This window comes from Thauera sp. GDN1, assembly GCF_029223545.1.
In the GTDB taxonomy this organism is placed as follows: domain Bacteria; phylum Pseudomonadota; class Gammaproteobacteria; order Burkholderiales; family Rhodocyclaceae; genus Thauera.
Genome location: NZ_CP097870.1, coordinates 2,902,987 through 2,920,201 on the forward strand (window position 1 = coordinate 2,902,987; position 17,215 = coordinate 2,920,201).

General features: G+C 69.7%; 15 protein-coding genes. 8 read left to right on the top strand and 7 right to left on the bottom strand.

Going from position 1 to position 17,215, the window contains the following annotated elements; genetic code table 11:
* Nucleotides 1–184: 184 nt before the first annotated feature.
* From CKCBHOJB_RS13330 to CKCBHOJB_RS13350, 5 genes are all read right to left on the bottom strand, one after another.
* Complete coding sequence (locus CKCBHOJB_RS13330; protein ID WP_281049153.1) at nt 185–943, bottom strand: protein phosphatase 2C domain-containing protein; 759 nt, start codon at nt 941–943, stop codon at nt 185–187.
* A 137-nt stretch (nt 944–1,080) separates the two neighbouring features.
* Nucleotides 1,081–2,325 carry a glycolate oxidase subunit GlcF gene (glcF, locus tag CKCBHOJB_RS13335; protein ID WP_281049154.1) on the bottom strand — a complete coding sequence of 415 codons (1,245 nt, stop codon included), beginning with the start codon at nt 2,323–2,325 and terminating at the stop codon, nt 1,081–1,083.
* A gap of 2 nt (nt 2,326–2,327) precedes the next feature.
* Nucleotides 2,328–3,398, bottom strand: coding sequence for a glycolate oxidase subunit GlcE (gene glcE / locus CKCBHOJB_RS13340; protein ID WP_281049155.1), 1,071 nt, complete (start codon nt 3,396–3,398; stop codon nt 2,328–2,330).
* Nucleotides 3,399–3,412: 14 nt separating this feature from the next.
* Complete coding sequence (locus tag CKCBHOJB_RS13345) at nt 3,413–4,924, bottom strand: FAD-linked oxidase C-terminal domain-containing protein (RefSeq protein WP_281051692.1); 1,512 nt, start codon at nt 4,922–4,924, stop codon at nt 3,413–3,415.
* A gap of 217 nt (nt 4,925–5,141) precedes the next feature.
* Entirely contained in the window at nt 5,142–6,023 is an 882-nt protein-coding gene (locus CKCBHOJB_RS13350) for a LysR substrate-binding domain-containing protein (protein ID WP_281049156.1), read from the bottom strand.
* 238 nt (nt 6,024–6,261) lie between these two features.
* Here CKCBHOJB_RS13350 and CKCBHOJB_RS13355 point away from each other — a divergent pair, with 238 nt between their 5' ends.
* The 8 genes from CKCBHOJB_RS13355 to CKCBHOJB_RS13390 all read left to right on the top strand — a co-directional run bounded on the left by CKCBHOJB_RS13355 (nt 6,262) and on the right by CKCBHOJB_RS13390 (nt 15,235).
* Nucleotides 6,262–7,953 (top strand): SulP family inorganic anion transporter, encoded by a 1,692-nt coding sequence (locus CKCBHOJB_RS13355; RefSeq protein ID WP_281049157.1) that lies wholly within the window; start codon nt 6,262–6,264, stop codon nt 7,951–7,953.
* Between the two features lie 73 nt (nt 7,954–8,026).
* Nucleotides 8,027–8,338, top strand: a complete 312-nt coding sequence (gene rplU / locus CKCBHOJB_RS13360) for a 50S ribosomal protein L21 (RefSeq protein WP_004322886.1) — start codon at nt 8,027–8,029, stop codon at nt 8,336–8,338.
* A gap of 20 nt (nt 8,339–8,358) precedes the next feature.
* Nucleotides 8,359–8,622, top strand: coding sequence for a 50S ribosomal protein L27 (gene rpmA / locus CKCBHOJB_RS13365; protein WP_281049158.1), 264 nt, complete (start codon nt 8,359–8,361; stop codon nt 8,620–8,622).
* A gap of 107 nt (nt 8,623–8,729) precedes the next feature.
* The gene (gene obgE / locus CKCBHOJB_RS13370) at nt 8,730–9,929 is read left to right on the top strand and encodes a GTPase ObgE (RefSeq protein WP_281049159.1); all 1,200 of its coding nucleotides are present in this window, start codon (nt 8,730–8,732) and stop codon (nt 9,927–9,929) included.
* Between the two features lie 31 nt (nt 9,930–9,960).
* Entirely contained in the window at nt 9,961–11,070 is a 1,110-nt protein-coding gene (proB, locus tag CKCBHOJB_RS13375; protein ID WP_281049160.1) for a glutamate 5-kinase, read from the top strand.
* Between the two features lie 114 nt (nt 11,071–11,184).
* Nucleotides 11,185–12,279 (top strand): hypothetical protein, encoded by a 1,095-nt coding sequence (locus tag CKCBHOJB_RS13380; protein ID WP_281049161.1) that lies wholly within the window; start codon nt 11,185–11,187, stop codon nt 12,277–12,279.
* The gene (locus CKCBHOJB_RS13385) at nt 12,276–14,063 is read left to right on the top strand and encodes an AMP-binding protein (RefSeq protein ID WP_281049162.1); all 1,788 of its coding nucleotides are present in this window, start codon (nt 12,276–12,278) and stop codon (nt 14,061–14,063) included. Before CKCBHOJB_RS13380 ends, CKCBHOJB_RS13385 begins: the two co-directional genes overlap by 4 nt.
* The gene (locus tag CKCBHOJB_RS13390) at nt 14,060–15,235 is read left to right on the top strand and encodes an SDR family oxidoreductase (RefSeq protein ID WP_281049163.1); all 1,176 of its coding nucleotides are present in this window, start codon (nt 14,060–14,062) and stop codon (nt 15,233–15,235) included. The genes CKCBHOJB_RS13385 and CKCBHOJB_RS13390 overlap by 4 nt, the downstream gene beginning before the upstream one ends.
* Here the strand turns inward: CKCBHOJB_RS13390 and CKCBHOJB_RS13395 are convergent.
* The gene (locus tag CKCBHOJB_RS13395; RefSeq protein WP_281049164.1) at nt 15,160–16,395 is read right to left on the bottom strand and encodes a glycosyltransferase; all 1,236 of its coding nucleotides are present in this window, start codon (nt 16,393–16,395) and stop codon (nt 15,160–15,162) included. The two genes, CKCBHOJB_RS13390 and CKCBHOJB_RS13395, sit on opposite strands and share 76 nt — an antisense overlap.
* Nucleotides 16,392–17,078 carry a DapH/DapD/GlmU-related protein gene (locus CKCBHOJB_RS13400; protein WP_281049165.1) on the bottom strand — a complete coding sequence of 229 codons (687 nt, stop codon included), beginning with the start codon at nt 17,076–17,078 and terminating at the stop codon, nt 16,392–16,394. The genes CKCBHOJB_RS13395 and CKCBHOJB_RS13400 overlap by 4 nt, the downstream gene beginning before the upstream one ends.
* Between the last annotated feature and the right edge of the window lie 137 nt (nt 17,079–17,215).

Consider the following 17,215-nt stretch of genomic DNA (forward strand, 5'->3'; position numbering starts at 1 on the left):
GATGGCCTGCTCTCCCCCTTCCCAGCGCTTGACGCGCTCCGCGCCGACACCGGACCGATATTACCGTCATTCCGACCCCGTGCAACATCGTGCTGCGCTGCCATGGCCCGTCCGCTGGATGGGCTTCCAGCACCGCCACGAACCCGCCCCAGGGCAGGCGGTCGCACCCGCCCCGCCGCTGCGGTCAGAGCGCGGACTGCGTCGGGACGAGCTTGATGATCGCGAGCGAGATGTTGTCGCCGCCCCCGCCCGCCCGCTCCCGGCTGAGGGCGATCAGCCGTTCGGCGGCGGTACGCGGCGGGTGTTCGGCAAGCGTTGACGCGAGCTCGGAATCGGAGAAGTAGCCCCACAGGCCGTCGGAGCACAACAGGAAGCAGTCGCCGGTCTGCGGCGACTCCTCGCGGCCGTATTCGACGCGCGGCGCGCGCTCGCTGCCCAGACAGGACAGCAGCACGTTGCGCTGCGGATGCTTCTGCGCCTCTCCGTCGTCGATACGCCCCTTGCGCTGGAGTTCGCCCACCAGCGAATGATCGGCCGTGCGCGATACCGTGAGGGTGCCGCGGAAGTGGTACATGCGCGAGTCGCCGCAATGCGCCCAGTACGCCCTGCCCTGCTGCAGCAGGAACACGACCGCGGTGCTGTGCGGATCCTGCTCGCTGGTGAAGCGGGTGAGCTTGATCACCGTGTGCGCCTCGTCGATGACGCCGCCGAGCAGGCTCTCGGGCGTCTCGTGCAGCGGAGCGTAGGACTCGAAATTCTGCCGGGCGCGGATCACCACCTGTTCGGCGGCCATCGCACCGCCGCTGTGCCCGCCCATGCCGTCGGCGAGCACCGCCATCATCAGGCCGGGCCGTTTCGGATGACCGAACAGCGCCACCCTGTCCTGCTGTTCCTTGCGGTCGCCGGCATGCATGGCGACACAGGTTTCGATGGTGAAGGACATGGCGAGCAGGCGGCGGCCCAGGGGTTTGGAAGGCTCGATCCATGATAGCAACCGGCCACGCTCGCCGGTACGCCGGCGTCTCGCGTCACGGCCGGCAACATCCACCGCCCGTGACTTTTCTCACGCTCGTCCGCCGCTCACCCCGATGAGGCGGCGAGACGGGCATCGATCAGTTCGATCCAGTGGCGGACGGGGGTGCCGGTGCCCGCCTGCAGATGCACCATGCAGCCGATGTTGGCCGAGGCGATCATCCCTGCGCCACCCTCGAGCAGGCAGTCGAGCTTGTTCGTGCGCAGGCGCTCGGACAGTTCCGGCTGCAGGATCGAGTACGTGCCGGCCGAACCGCAGCACAGGTGGGCGTCGCGCACCGGCGTGAGCTCGTAGCCGGCGGCGGCGAGCAGGCCTTCCACCGTGCCGCGGATGCGCTGGCCGTGCTGCAGGGTGCACGGCGCATGCCAGGCGAGGGCCTGTCGCGGCAGCGCGCGCGCGCCCAGCACCGCCGCCAGCGCGTCGGCCTCGGCCGCCACCACCTCGCCGATGTCGCGCGTCAGTTCCGCCACCCGCCTCGCCTTGTCCGCATAGGCCGGATCATGCTGCAGCAGGTGGCCGTAGTCCTTGACCTGCACGCCGCAGCCGGAGGCCGTCATCACGATCGCTTCGACCGTGCCGGCCTCGATCGCCGGCCACCAGGCGTCGATGTTGCGCCGGGCGTCGGCGCGCGCGCCGTCCTGATCGTCGAGGTGATGGCGCACCGCGCCACAGCAGCCCGCCCCAGCGGCCTCGACCAGCGAGATGCCCAGCGCGTCGAGCACGCGCGCCGCCGCGGCGTTGATCGACGGCGCCATCGCCGGCTGCACGCAACCGGCAAGCGCGACGACCTGGCGCGCATGACGCGGCTCGGGCCAGCGTCCCGCGGGGCGCGGCTCGGGCACCTTGGCCTGCAGCGCCTTCGGCAGCAGTCCGCGCACCGCCTGCCCGGCCTTCATCGCCACGCCGAACAGCTTCGGCCGCGGCACGAACTCGCGCAGCACGCGCCGGATCAGCGCCTCGCCGCCGTGGCGGGGGACGCGCGCGTCGACCACGTGGCGGCCGATGTCGAGCAGGCGGCTGTAATGCACGCCCGACGGACAGGTGGTCTCGCAGGAGCGGCAGGTCAGACAGCGGTCCAGATGCAGGCGGGTCTTGCCGGTGGGCTCGGCGCCCTCCAGCACCTGCTTGATCAGGTAGATGCGTCCGCGCGGCCCGTCGAGCTCGTCGCCGAGCAGCTGGTAGGTCGGACAGGTCGCGGTGCAGAAGCCGCAATGCACGCACTTGCGCAGGATCTCCTCGGCCTCGCGACCTTCGGGCGTGTCGCGGATGAAATCGGCGAGCTCGGTCTGCATGCTCAGAACTCCGGGTAGAGGCGGCCGGGATTGAAGATGCCCGCCGGATCGAAGGCCTGCTTCAGGCGGCGATGGACGGTCGCCAGCGGCGCGGACAGGGGCTGGAACACCTCGCCCTTGCGATCGCCGCCGCGGAAGGCCGCGGCGTGACCGCCGAGCTGCGCGGCGCGCGCCCGGATCGGCGCCGCATCACCCGTACTCGCCAGCCAGCGCAGGGCCCCGCCCCACTCCACCGTCTGCCGCCCGGGCAATTCCAGCGCCGGCGCAGTGCTCGGCAGCGACAGGCGCCACAGGACCTCGTCGGCAGTGAGCGCGAAGGTGGTCGCGCTCTGTTCTCGCACCGCGGTCCACAGTGCGCTCGATCCTGCCTCGTCCAGCACCTCGCCGCCCAGCCTCCCGATCGCCGCGCGCACCGCGGCCTCCGCGCCGGACAGGCGCAGGTGCAGCACGCCCTCGCTCCACAGGCTGGCCGACACCGGCAGCGGCTGGCCGCCCCATTCGTTGAGCCGGCGCAGCGCGCTCGCCTCGTCGAGCTCGAAGCGCAGCGTCGCTTCGTCCAGCGGACGCGGCAGCGCCTTCAGCGACACCTCGAGCAGGATGCCGAGCGTGCCCAGGCTGCCCGCGACCAGGCGCGAGATGTCGTAGCCGGCGACGTTCTTCATGACCTGGCCGCCGAACTTCATGATCTCGCCGCGGCCGTCGAGCAGTCTGACGCCGAGCATGAAGTCGCGCACCGCACCCATGCTCGCCCGCCGCGGGCCCGACAGGCCGGCGGCAACGCAGCCCGCGACGGTCGCCCCAGCGCCGAAATGCGGGGGCTCGAAAGCCAGGTACTGGCCCTTCTCGGCCAGCACCGCCTCCAGCTCGGCCAGCGGCGTGCCGCCGCGCACCGTCACCACCAGTTCGGTCGGCTCGTAGGCGACCACGCCGGTGTTGGCGCGCAGGTCGAACACCTCGCCCGTGGCCTCGCGGCCGTGGAAATCCTTGCTGCCACCGCCGCGCAGGCACAGCGCCGTCCCCGCCGCGGCCGCCGCGCGCACGCGCTCGGCCCATTCCTTCTCGATCGTCGTCATCGTGTCGTTCCTGCTCAGAAGCGCGGGAGGTCCGGATAGGGCACGTGGCCCTTGCTCACCCGCATGCGGCCGTATTCGGCGCAGCGGTTCAGGGTCGGGATCGCCTTGCCGGGGTTGAGCAGTCCGGGCGGATCGAAGGCAGCCTTGACGCGGAAGAACTGGCGCACCTCGGCGGTGGTGAATTGCGCGCACATCTGGTTGATCTTCTCCAGCCCGACGCCGTGCTCGCCGGTGATGGTGCCGCCGAGCGCCACCGACAGCTCCAGGATCTCGGCGCCGAAGTCCTCGGCGCGCTCGAGCTCGTCGGGCTGGTTGGCGTCGAACAGGATCAGCGGGTGCAGGTTGCCGTCGCCTGCGTGGAAGACGTTCATGCAGCGCAGGCCATATTTATTCTCCATGGCCTGGATCGCGGTCAGCATCTCCCCCAGGCGTTTGCGCGGGATGGTGCCGTCCATGCAGTAGTAGTCGGGCGAGATCCGCCCCGCGGCCGGGAAGGCGGCCTTGCGCCCGGCCCAGAACTTGAGGCGCTCGGCCTCGTCGCGCGAGACACGGATCTCGGTGGCGCCGCTGTCCTCGAGCACCGCGCGCACGCGCGCGATCTCCTCGGCCACCTCCTCCGGCGTGCCGTCGGCCTCGCACAGCAGGATGGCCTTGGCGTCGAGCGGGTAGCCGGCGCGCACGAACTCCTCGACCGCCGCGGTCGCGGGCTGGTCCATCATCTCCAGGCCGGCGGGGATGATGCCGGCGGCGATGATCCTCGCCACCGCATCGCCTGCGCGCACCACGTCGTCGAAGGCCGCCAGCACGCACTGCGCGAGCTGCGGCTTGGGCACCAGCTTGACCGTGACCTCGGTGACCACCACCAGCATGCCTTCGGAACCGGTGACCAGCGCGAGCAGGTCGTAGCCCGGGGAGTCGAGCGCGCCGGAGCCGATCTCGACGATCTCGCCCTCGATCGTGACCCCGCGCACGCGCAGCAGGTTATGCACGGTGAGGCCGTACTTGAGGCAATGCACGCCGCCGGCGTTCTCCGACACGTTGCCGCCGATCGAGCACGCGATCTGCGAGGACGGATCGGGCGCGTAGTACAGGCCGTGGGGTGCCGCCGCCTCCGAGATCGCCAGGTTGCGCACACCGGGCTGGACGACGGCGGTGCGGGCGAGCGGATCGAGCTCGAGGATGCGGTTGAAGCGCGCCAGCGACAGCAGCACACCGCGGGTGTGCGGCAGCGCGCCGCCCGACAGCCCGGTGCCCGCCCCCCGCGCCACCACCGGCACGCCGAGCTCGTGGCAGATGCGCAGCACCGCGACCACCTGCTCCTCGCTGGTCGGCAGCGCCACCACCAGCGGCAAGGCGCGGTAGGCGGCCAGGCCGTCGCATTCGTAGGGACGCAGGTCCTCGGTGTCGTACATCAGGGTGCCGGCGGGCAGCACGCGGCTCAGCGCCTCCACCACGCGCACCTTGTCCACCGCGGAAAAATCGCGCTCGGTCTCACCGAACGGCAGCGCTTCGACTTCGGAATTCATCATTGCAGGTCCTCGCCATGTGCTCCCGCGCGGGGAGCGCACCCACCGCGTCGAGGAGGCGAAAGTATAGGCGTCATGCCCGGCTCACGGTTTGACGCATTTTTGCCGTCGGCTTGAAGAAACTTCACAGCACGCCGTGCTCGCCATCCGCGCCAAGCCCCCCGGGTATCAAAGGACGCCGGCGCGGGTCCGCTTCGCCCCTCGGGTGCGCGCCGCCTCAGGGCAGCACGCCCTGCAGCCAGTCGACGAAGGCCGCACACTCCCAGCGCTCGAGCGCGCCCGGCGCCCAGCAGATGTAGTGCGCGAAGGGCGAGGCCAGCGGACGCTCCGACAGGGCGAGCAGACGCCCGCTGTCGAACCAGGCCGCCCCCAGCTTCTGCCGCACCAGGGCCACGCCGAAACCGCTCGCCGCCGCATCGTAGGCCAGGCCGAGATCGTTGAACTGCGCGCCGCTCGTCGGCTCCGGCAGGCTCAGCCCGCAATGGGCGTACCAGTTCGCCCACGGCTCGAGCGGGCTGCGCACCAGGCGGGTGGACGTGCATTCGGCCGCGTGTTCGAAACCGTCGAAGGGTCCGAACTCGTCGAGGAAGGCCGGGCTGCACGCCGGCGTCACCACGTCGCTCAGGATCAGCCGGTGCTCGACGTCGGTGTAGGCGCCAGCGCCGTAGCGGATCTCCAGGTCCGCCTCCTCGGCGGTGACGTCGCGCAGCGGGATCGAGACCTGCAGCGTCAGCTCGATGTCGGGATAGCTGCGGCGGAAGAGTTCGAGCTTGGGCATCACGAACTGGCGGCAGAACGAGGGCGTCACCGCCACCCGCAGCCGGCTGGCGCCCGCCGTGGCGCGTTCGCCGGGCATCTGCGCCAGCGCGGCCAGCGCGGTACACACCTGCTGCAGGTAGGCCGCACCGTCGGCAGTGAGGGTGAAGTCGCCGCGGCTGAACAGGCGAACACCGAGGTGCGATTCGAGCTGGCGGAGACGATGACTGACCGCGCTCACCGTGACGCACAGCTCTTCCGCGGCGCGGCTGGCGCTGCGCAGGCGGGACACCGCTTCGAAGGTGAGCAGGCACTGGATCGGGGGAATGCGGCTGGTCGCCATCTGCACTGGACTCCTGACCATCTGGGGGCCGCCGCATTATGCGCGCGCCCTGCACGAGCGTGCATCTCAACCCAGGACTCCCGGCGGGAACCCCGGCGCAAGGCCCTGTGGAAGCGGACTGGCCCGCTCTCGCAGTTTGAACGTGCGCCCATTGTCATTACCATTGAACCCCCAGCCCATGACCGCCGCCCCGCCGCATTCCTCGCTCGAACCGGGGCAGGCGCCGCGACCGGCCCGAATGTCCCCACTCCAGCGCCTGCTCCCCTTCCTGTCCTGGCCTTCACAATGGCGTGCCCACGGCGTGCGCGACGATGTCGTCGCCGGCATCACGGTCGCGCTGGTGATGATTCCCCAGGCCCTGGCCTACGCCAAGCTCGCCGGGCTGCCGCCGCACGTCGGCCTTTACGCCGCGCTGGTTCCGGCGGTGGTGGCGGCGCTCTTCGGGTCCTGCGGGCAGTTGTCGACCGGCCCGGTGGCGCTCACCGGCCTGCTGGTGGCGGCAAGCATCGCCCCGCTCGGGGGGCTCGCCGGGGGCGACGTGGTCGGGCTCGCGCTGCTGCTGGCGCTGCTGTCCGGGCTCATCCAGCTCGCGCTCGGCCTGCTGCGCCTGGGCTGGCTGCTCAACCTGCTCTCGATCCCGGTGTTGATGGGCTTCGTCAACGCCGCGGCGCTGATCATCTGCCTGACCCAGATCCCGCCGCTGCTCGGCCTCGCGATGCCCTACTCGCAGCACCTGGTGCTCGATTTCGCGCACGCGCTCGGCGGCCTCGCCGAGCTCCATCCGGCCTCGGTGGCCTTCGGCCTCGGCAGCCTGGGCGCGCTGGTGGCGCTCAAGCGCCTGTGGCCGCGCCTGCCGGGGGTGCCGCTGGTGGTCGCGGCGGCGACCGCGCTGTCGGCGTGGGCAGGGTTCGCGGCCGACGGCGGCGCGGTGGTCGGCGACGTGCCCAGCGGGTTGCCGGAGTTCAGCCTGCCGCCGCTGCGCCTGGAGCTGATCGCCGCCCTGCTGCCGGCGGCCTTCGTCGTCGCCATGGTCAGCTTCATGGAGGCCGCCTCCAGCGCCAAGCTGATCTCGGGCCGCACCCGCCAGCCCTGGCGGCAGGATCAGGAACTGATCGGGCAGGGCCTGGGCAAGATTGCCGCCGCCTTCACCAGCGGGATGCCGGTGAGCGCATCCTTTTCGCGCTCGGCGCTCAATTACGCCACCAACGCACGCACCGGACTGTCCTCCATCGTCACTGCCGCCTTCGTGCTGCTGGCGCTGCTCTACCTGACGCCGCTGCTGTGGCACCTGCCCAAGCCGGTGCTGGCGGCGATCATCCTGCAGGCGGTGATCGGCCTCATCGACATCAAGGTGCTGGTGCGCGCCTGGCGCGCGAGCCGGGACGACGGCGCGGGGGCGGCGGTGACCTTCCTCGCCACGCTGGCCTTCGCGCCCAACATCCAGAACGGCATCTTCACCGGCCTGATCCTGTCCCTGGCGCTGATGGTGTATCGCGGCATGCGTCCGCGGGTCGCCCTGCTCGGCCTGCACGAGGACGGAACCTACCGCGACCGCGAGCGCTTCGGGCTGCCACACCCGCATCCCGAACTCGTGATCCTGCGCTTCGACAGCCCGCTCAGCTTCGTGACCGCAGCCACCTTCGAGGACGCCATGCTCGGCGCGGCGCGTGCGCAGGACGGCGTGAAGGTGGTGCTGGTGTCGGGCGCCGGCATCAACGACATCGACGCCACCGGCCTGCACACGCTGGCAAGCCTGGTCGAGCGCTTCCACACCCAGGGCCAGACGATCGCCTTCTGCGGCCTCAAGAAGCAGGTGATCGACGCGATGGAGCGCGACGGGCTGTGGGCACGGCTCGGCGCGCACGCGAGCTATCGCACCGAACACCATGCGCTCGACGCGCTGCTTCCGGCGCTGCTCGCAAGCCGCTGATCAGCATTGACTTTCCACGGCCGCTCGGCTAGAGTGCGCGATTCTTCGCAGACCCATCAACTGGAGCAACACCATGTACGCGGTGATAAAAACCGGTGGCAAGCAGTATCGCGTCGCTGCCGGCGAAAAGATCAAGGTAGAACAGATACCGGCCGACGTGGGTTCCGAAATCACCATCGACCAGGTTTTCATGGTCGGTGAAGGCGATGCCGTCAAGATCGGCACGCCGGTGGTTGCCGGAGCTTCCGTCAAGGCGACCGTGGTTTCCCACGGCCGTCACGACAAGATCAAGATTTTCAAGATGCGCCGTCGCAAGCACTACCAGAAGCACCAGGGGCATCGTCAGAACTACACCGAGCTTCGCATCGAAGCGATCTCGGCCTAAGGCGCAGGGGGTAATCCGACATGGCACACAAAAAAGCTGGCGGTAGTTCGCGTAACGGCCGCGACTCGGAATCGAAACGCCTCGGCGTCAAGCGCTATGGTGGCCAGTTCGTGCTCGCCGGCAACATCATCGTTCGCCAGCGCGGCACCGAATACCACCCGGGCGACAACGTCGGCATCGGCAAGGACCACACGCTGTTCGCGCTGACCAACGGCACCGTGCAGTTCGCGGTCAAGGGCCCGTCGCGTCGCCGCACCGTGATCATCGTGCCGGAAGCGGCCTGATCCTTCGCGTTCGCTCGCGTTTGCAGTACAAAAGCCCTATCCACGTGGTAGGGCTTTTTTGTTTCCGGGGTCCGTCACGGCGGACGCCACAACCAGGTTGATCAGGCATGAAGTTTTTTGACGAAGCCCGCATCGAAGTCTACGCCGGCGACGGCGGCAACGGCGCCGCCACCTTCCGCCGCGAGAAGTTCATCCCCAAGGGCGGCCCCAGCGGCGGCGACGGCGGGCGTGGCGGCAGCGTGTATGCGGTCGCCGACCGCAACCTCAACACCCTGATCGACTACCGCTACACGCGCAGCTTCCGCGCCGAGCGCGGCGAGAACGGCGGCAGCCGCGACTGCTACGGCAAGGGCGGTGACGACATCACGCTGCGCTTCCCGGTCGGGACGGTGATCAAGGACCTCGAGACCGACGAACTCGTCGCCGACCTCGACGAGGACGGCAAGCGCGTGCTCATCGCCCGCGGCGGCCGCGGCGGCCTGGGCAACATCCACTTCAAGTCCAGCACCAACCGCGCCCCGCGCAAGAAGACCATGGGCCAGGAAGGCGAGTACCGCAACCTTCACCTGGAACTGAAGGTGCTGGCCGACGTCGGCCTGCTCGGCATGCCCAACGCCGGCAAGTCCACCTTCATCCGCAGCGTCTCCGCCGCCAAGCCCAAGGTCGCCGACTACCCCTTCACCACGCTCGCGCCCAACCTCGGCGTGGTGCGCACCAGCGAGGCGCGCAGCTTCGTGATCGCCGACATCCCCGGCCTGATCGAAGGCGCGGCCGAGGGCGCCGGCCTCGGCCACCAGTTCCTCCGCCACCTGCAGCGCACCCACGTGCTCCTGCATCTGGTGGACATCGCCCCCTTCGACCCCGAGGCGGACCCGGTCGCGGATGCCAAGGCCATCGTCGAGGAACTGCGCAAGTACGACGAGGAGCTGTACAACAAGCCGCGCTGGCTGGCGCTCAACAAGCTCGACCTGATCCCCGAGGAAGAGCGCGCCGAACGCGTCGCGGCCTTCCTCGAGGCCTACGGCCCGGTCGAGCGCCACTTCGAGATTTCCGCGCTGAAGGCCGAAGGCACCCGGGAGCTGATCTTCGCGATCCAGGACTTCCTCGACGCCGAGCGTGCCCGCATCGAGGCCGAGCGCGCCGAGCGCCAGGCCGCCGAAGCCGCCCGCCTGGCCGAATTCGACGCCGCCCGCGCCGCAGCCGAGGCCGCCTACGAGGAAGAGGCCTACGCCGACGAGGACGAGACGGAGGAGCTCGACGACCAGGGCGACGACGAAGACGAGCTGCCCGAAGACCACCAACGCTGACCTCCCCTTTGCCCCCAGGCCCACTGCGAAGATGAGAACCAAGATCCGCAACGCCCGCCGCCTCGTCGTCAAGGTCGGCTCCGCACTCGTCACCAACAACGGCGCCGGCCTCGACAAGGACGCGCTCGACGCCTGGGCACGGCAGATCGCCGCGCTGCGCGCCGAGGGCCGCGAGGTCGCGCTGGTGTCTTCCGGCGCCATCGCCGCCGGCATGCAGCGCCTCGGGTGGGCGAAGCGCCCGCACGAGATGAACAAGCTGCAGGCCGCCGCCGCGGTCGGCCAGATGGGCCTGGTCGAGGCCTACGAAAAGGCCTTCTCCCGCCATGGCCTGCACACCGCACAGATCCTGCTCACCCACGAGGACCTGTCCGACCGCACCCGCTACCTCAACGCGCGCAGCACGCTCACCACGTTGCTGGAGCTCGGCGTGGTGCCGATCATCAACGAGAACGACACCGTGGTCACCGACGAGATCAAGTTCGGCGACAACGACACCCTGGGCGCGCTGGTCGCCAACCTGATCGAAGCCGAGGCGCTGATCATCCTCACCGACCAGCAGGGCCTGTACACCGCCGATCCGCGCCGCGACCCGAGCGCCACGCTGATCGCCGAAGGTCGCGCCGAAGACCGCCAGTACGAGGCCATGGCCGGCGGCGCCGGCACCGGCATCAGCCGCGGCGGCATGATCACCAAGATCCGCGCCGCCCAGCGCGCCGCGCGCAGCGGCGCCCACACCTGCATCGCCAGCGGTCGCGAGGCCGATCCGCTGCTGCGCCTGACCGCCGGTGAAGACCTCGGCACCCTGCTCTACGCCACCAGCACGCCGCTGCACGCGCGCAAGCAGTGGCTGGCCGACCACCTGCAGCTCGCCGGCGATCTGGTGATCGACGACGGCGCGGTCGCTGCGCTGAGGAGCGGCAAGAGCCTGTTGCCGGTGGGCGTGCTCGAGGTGCGCGGGGATTTCGAGCGTGGAGCCGCCGTCGCCTGCCGCAGCGTCGGCGGCGAGGAAGTGGCGCGCGGGCTGGTGAACTACTCGGCCTCCGAATGCCGGCGCATCGCCCGCAAACCCACGGCGGACATCGAGAAGCTGCTGGGCTACGTCGACGAACCCGAAGTCATGCACCGCGACAACATGGTGTAGCAGGCTGCCCCGCGGTAGGGTGTTTCATGCCGGCGAGGTACTTTTGCCGATAAGCTATCGGACTCAGAGAAACCGGTGGGTCGATGGCATTGCGACACCCCCAACGAGTACCGCATGAAAAAGTGCAGGACGTGCCTCCTTCCCGCGACCGTCCCGGGTTCGGACATCGACGCTGACGGCATCTGCCGCCCTTGCCGCGAACACAAGACCAGCCCGGCGCCAGCCGTTTCCCGCCAGCAGTTCGCGGACGACCTCGAACGCACTCTCGCCTCGGTCCGCAATCACGCGGGCTCGGACTACGACTGCCTGGTGCCCTTCAGCGGTGGCAAGGACAGCCTCTACCTGCTTCACCGCCTGAAGCGCGACTACGGGCTGCGCGTCCTCGCCTACACCTGCGACATCGACCTGCCGAGCGCGGCCTGGAGCAACATCCGGACGGCGCTGCAGGCGCTGGACATCGACCACCTGGTCTACGCGCCGGCGCCATGCTTTCTCGCCAAGCTTTTCGCCTACCTGCTGCGCAACCAGGAAGCGCGCGGCGCCGTGTATACGGTGTCCTACGTCTACGCCCCGCTGTTCGAGGGCTCGGCGATCCGGCTGGCGATCGAGAAGAACATCCCGCTGATCCTCGCCGGCTATTCCCCCGGCCAACCCGAACCGGAGCGCATGCTGTACGAGTTCGCCCCCGAGTTGATCCGTGCCGAGGACTGGACACCGCCCCTGCTCAGGCAGTGCGGCGAGTTCTCGGAAGACGAGCTGCGCCACTTCTACGATCCTCTCTCACTGCCCGCGGACACGCGCTTTCCGCGTTACCTCGCCCCCTTCCACGCCTGGGACTACGACCAGGACGCGGTGATGAAGGCGGTGGTGCGCCTCGGCCTCGTCAAGCGCCGCGCCCACGCCAGTCCGATCGTCAGCAACTATCCGATCAACTGGCTGATGATGTACTCGGACCTGCGCCATTTCGGCTACAACCCGTACACACCGGAATTCTCCGCGCTGATCCGCGAAGGCAAGGCCAGCCTCGGCTACTGGCGGATCATGGCCCCGGTCGTCGACTTCATGATCCGCAACCGCGTCCTGCTGGGGCGCGAGGTCACCCGCAGCATGCGCTGGCTGGGGCTGCAGGCGGAGGAACTCGTCATCAACCAGCCCAGGGGCGCGTACGACCCGCCACTGCTGACGCGCCTGGCAAGCACGGGCCGATGATCCTCGGCGACACGCTCCCCGCCACGCTCGCCGCCCGCAGCGCCGCCACGCCGGAGCAGGCCGCCTTCTGGAGCCGGGACGATGACGGCCACTGGTCACCGACCCGCTGGGCCGAGGTCCATCGCCGCGTCCGCAGGCTCGCCTGGCAGCTCCGCCTGCTGGGCATCGAGCGCGGCGACAGGGTCGCGCTGGTCCTTCCGACCACGCCCGACTGGGAGTACGCGCAGCACGCGGTGCTCGCAGCCGGAGGCGTCGTCGTCGGACTGGATGCCAACGAGACCGATGCGAACCTGCGCCACATGCTGCAGACCGTGCAGCCGTGCGCGCTGATCGTCGAAACCCGGGCGATCGGCGACCGGCTGCGCGCGCTGACGCCGGGCGGCATGCCGCGGCTCATCGTCGACGAGGGCGAGCCGGGGCGGGACGGTCTGCGCCTCGACGAACTGCTGGCCCGCCCGATGCCGGCGACGGCGGACCTCCCCCCGGCGGCGGCGAACGACCTCGCCACCATCATCTTCACTTCCGGCAGCACCGGCCAGCCCAAGGGCATCGCCTACACGCACGCCCAACTCGTCCTGGTCGGTCGCGCCATCCTGGAGCGGTTCCCGAGCATCGTCGAGGGCGCGCGCCTGGCCTGCTGGCTGCCGCTCTCCAACCTGTTCCAGCGCATCATCAACCTGTGCGCGCTGATCTGCGGCGCACAGTCGTGGTTCGTCCGCCATCCGGCGCAGATCATGGCGCGCCTGCCGGAAATCCAGCCCAGCCTGTTCGTCGGTGTGCCGCGCTTCTTCGAGAAGCTCCACGCCGGCATCGTCGCCGAACTCGACGCCCGCCCCGCACCGGTGCGCGCGATCGCCCACGCGGCCTGGCGGCTCGCATGCGAAGTGCGCGCGGCCGAGCGGGCCGGCAGGCAGGTCCCGGCGCTTCGCGCGGCGATCGCCTGGCTGGCCGATCGCCTGGTCCTGTCCAGGATCCGCGCCGCGATGGGGCCGAACCTGCGCTTCATGGTGAGCGGCTCGGCGCCGATACCGGTGTGGCTGCTCGAGCGCTTCCACGGCCTCGGCTGGCTGGTGCTCGAGGCCTACGGGACGAGCGAGAACGCCCTGCCGATCGCGCTCAACACACCCGCGGCCTACCGCTTCGGCACCGTCGGCCGCCCGCTGGGACACAACACGCTGGTGATCGCCGCGGACGGCGAGATCCTCGTGCGCGGTCCGGCGGTGTTCTCCGGCTACTGGGGGACGGACCCCGCCGACTCCGGGATCGATGACGCTGGCTTCCTGCATACCGGCGATCTGGGCAGCCTGGACGAAAGCGGCTTCCTGGCATTGACCGGCAGGAAGTCAGAGCTGTTCAAGACCTCGATCGGACGCCGGATCGCGCCAGCCTCCATCGAAGCGCTGATCAAGCGCGTGCCCGCGGTCGAGCACGCGGTTCTGGTGGGACGCAGCCGCCCCTTCCCGGTGGCGATCGTCGACCTGGCCTTGCCGCCCGCAGCCGATGCAGCGGGATCGGGCGATCGACAGGGCTGGCTCGAGGCTCTGGGCAATCGCATCCTGGCAGCCTGCAAGCATCTGCCGCCATACCAGCGGCCCGCCGCGATCCTGGTAAGCCCGACCCCCTTCAGCGTCGATGGCGGACAACTCACCGCCAACCAGAAGCTGCGCCGCCAGCATATCGAAGCGCTCTTCGCGCGCGAACTGGATGCGCTCTATCGGGATCTGGAAGCGGCGCACTGCGCCAGGCATCCCCGCTTCATCTGCCGGCTCGCAGGAGCGACATGAGCACCTATTTCATCACCGGCGCCACCGGCGCAGTGGGCAGCGCCCTGGTTCCGCTGCTGATGGAGGCCCCCGACACCGAGCTGCGGCTGCTGATCCGCGCCGAGTCGGACGCCGCCCTGGCCGATCGCCTCGCGCAGCTGTTCGCGTTCTGGGAATGGCCCGCGGACGACCCGCGGCGGCAGCGCGTGCGGGCACTGCGCGGCGACGCCGCCGAACCGCGCTTCGCTCTCGACGATGCGCAGTATCGGGCGCTCGCCGGGGAGCTCACCCACATCATCCACTGCGCGGCCAGCGTGCGGATGAACGAGCCGCTGGACAAGGCGCGCCGCTCGGCCGTCGGTTCGGCCACCGCGATCCTCGAGCTGGCGCGGGCCGCGCACGCCCGTGGCCGGCTCGCCAAAGTCGAATTCGTCAGCACCGTGGGCATCGCCGGCAAGCGCCAGGGCCTGCTGCCCGAGCGCTGGATCGACGAAGCACGTGCCTTCCACAACAGCTACGAGCAGTCGAAGGCCGAGGCCGAGGAGCGGGTGCGCGCCGCCGTCGAGCAGGAAGGCCTGCCGATCACCGTCCATCGTCCGAGCATGGTCATCGGCGACTCGCACAGCGGGCGGATCATCCGCTTCCAGATCTTCTACTTCATCTGCGAGTTCCTGTCCGGCCGCAAGACGCACGGACTCTATCCGGACTTCGGTGCGGTGCAACTGGACGTCATTCCGGTCGACTGCGTCGCCTCGGCGATCGTCGCGTCGAGCCGCGACCCGGGGTCCGGCGGCAGGATCCTCCACCTCTGCTCCGGACCGCAATCGGCTCCCGCGCTGATGGCGCTCAGGCACACGGTCAGGGAGACGTTCCGCGCCCATGGCCGGGAAGTTCCGCGCGCCGTGACCCTGCCCCGTGGCGTGTTCGCCCTGCTGCCGCGCATCGCCGCACTGCTGGCGCCCGCCGACACGCGCAGGGCGCTGTCGACCCTGCCCATCTATCTGGACTACCTGGCCGACCAGCAGGGATTCGACAACGCCCGCTATCGCGCATGCCTGGCAGCCCGTGGGGAAAGCCTCCCCGCGTGGCAGGACTACCTGCCGACCGTGCTCGATGCCTACCTGGATGCGCGTTGGAGCGAGGCCTCGAGCGTCCTGCGGACGAGTTCGGCGAAGCGCTCACCGGAGGGGTAACCCGCGAACTCGCCTGCCACCTCGCCGGCCCTGTGCCGGAAGGACGGCTCCTCGAGCAGGCGGCGGGTCAGCTTCGCCACCCTGTCGGCGGTGATCCGGTCGGCACGCAGCGCGAGACCGGCGCCAGTGGCGACGATGAACTGCATGTTCAGCATCTGATCCAGATTCTGGGGAATCCCGAGCACCGGCGTGCCCTCGCGCAAGGCCTGGTGGGTGGTCGGGCTGCCGCCGTTGCAGATGACCAGGCTTGCGCGTCGCGACAGCGCCGCCCCGGGGAGAAATCGTTCTACAACGACGCCGGCGGGAAAGGACAGGCGCTCTGCACCCGGCCCGAGCGCGATCGCCACCCGGCAGTCGAGCGCGACCAGCGCCCGGGAAATCTCGACCAGCAGGCCGGGATCGCCCGAGCTGCCGAGGATCAGGTAGACGAGCGGGCGGCCGCCGCCGTCCTCCTCCAGCGCCGCCGGCAGCGGGCAGTCGGGCGACCAGGTCACCGGTCCGATGTAGGCGTAGCGCCCGATACCTCCCGAATCGCGCGTCGGCACGAGCGCCGGGACGTCGGCGAAGACCGTCAGGTCCGCCTCGGTGAACACGCTGCGCAGATCAAAGCCCAGGGACGGCATGCCGTGGCGCCGGCGCAGGCGATGCATGGGCAGGCTGTGGAGCGCGAGGACCAGCGGATGAGCGATGCGGAACGCCGCATCGACCAGGCCGGGGCCGAGCATCCGGGTGAGCGGGTGCACCGGAACCTCGAAGCGCACCGGGGCGAACGGGCTCCAGTAGGCGTTCGAGATCGCCACGTAGGGCAGCTTCGCCAAGCGCGCGCTGACCGCCAGCGACAGGCGGAAATCCCCGACCACCAGATCGGGCTCGAAGGCCCGCATCAGGCGCAGGTCCTCGTCGACGTAGTCCTCGAGCACCGGCAGCGGAAACACCGGCCGCCCGGCGGCAACCGCATCGAGGTAGGCGACCGAGCCGATTGCATGCATCGGCAGCGCCTTCAGCCCGGCATCGCCGACCACCCACTGGTACTCGGGCCCCGTGGCCAGCGCCACCTCATGGGACTGCGCATCGAGTGCCCCTGCAAGCACGACCGGCCTTGCCACATGGGCGAGCGTGGCGGGCTCGGCGAAAAAGAGAATGCGCTTCTTGCGTGTCAAACGGTCGCTTCCTGTCCGTCCTGCCTCATGCCGATCTTCCTGGCCGGCACGCCCGCCCAGATTTCGTTGGCGCCGACCTGACATCCCTTCGTCACCACCGCCCCCGAGGAGATGATCGCCCCATCGCCGACCTCCACGCCCGGCATGATGATGGCGTGGGCCCCGATCGTGACTCCGCTGCCGATCCGGACCGGATAGAAACCGAGCCGTTGCCCCTCGATCACATGGGCATAGACCACGGCATCATGGCCGATCAGGGAGTTCGCGCCGACGCTCGTCAGCGGCGGATCCATGATCACCCCGCCGCTGTAGCTGTTGTCGCCGAGCTTCGCACCCAGTGCCAGGTAGACCAGACGCATCACCGGCACCGGAACGAAGCGGGTGCAGGTGAGCGGATAGAAGAAGATCAGGTAGAAGAGCGTGTTGATCTGCGCCGCGAACTCCCGGCGCGAACCGACCGCCACCTCCCCGCTCTCGAGCGGCATGAGCGCCAGAAAGATGCGGTAAACGAGGAACGCGCACGAATAGATCAGGACGATGGCCGTTCCGAGCAGGACGATGCCACGAAAGTCCCCGGACGGAACAAGGCCCGCGACGGCCCCGGTCAGACCCGCTCCGCCCCCGACGATCACGAGGAATAGGAACAGGAAGAAGGTGATCTGGGCCACCGACACTTTGCGCATCCTCACTCCTCGAATCGTCCGCCATGAAAGTCTCAATACCGCAATCGCCCCGCGGGTTCGATCCGGATCGTATGTCACGTTCCGCGCCCGAACCAGGGAAAAGCACAGGCAATGCGCATTCCGTCATGGGCTCCGTT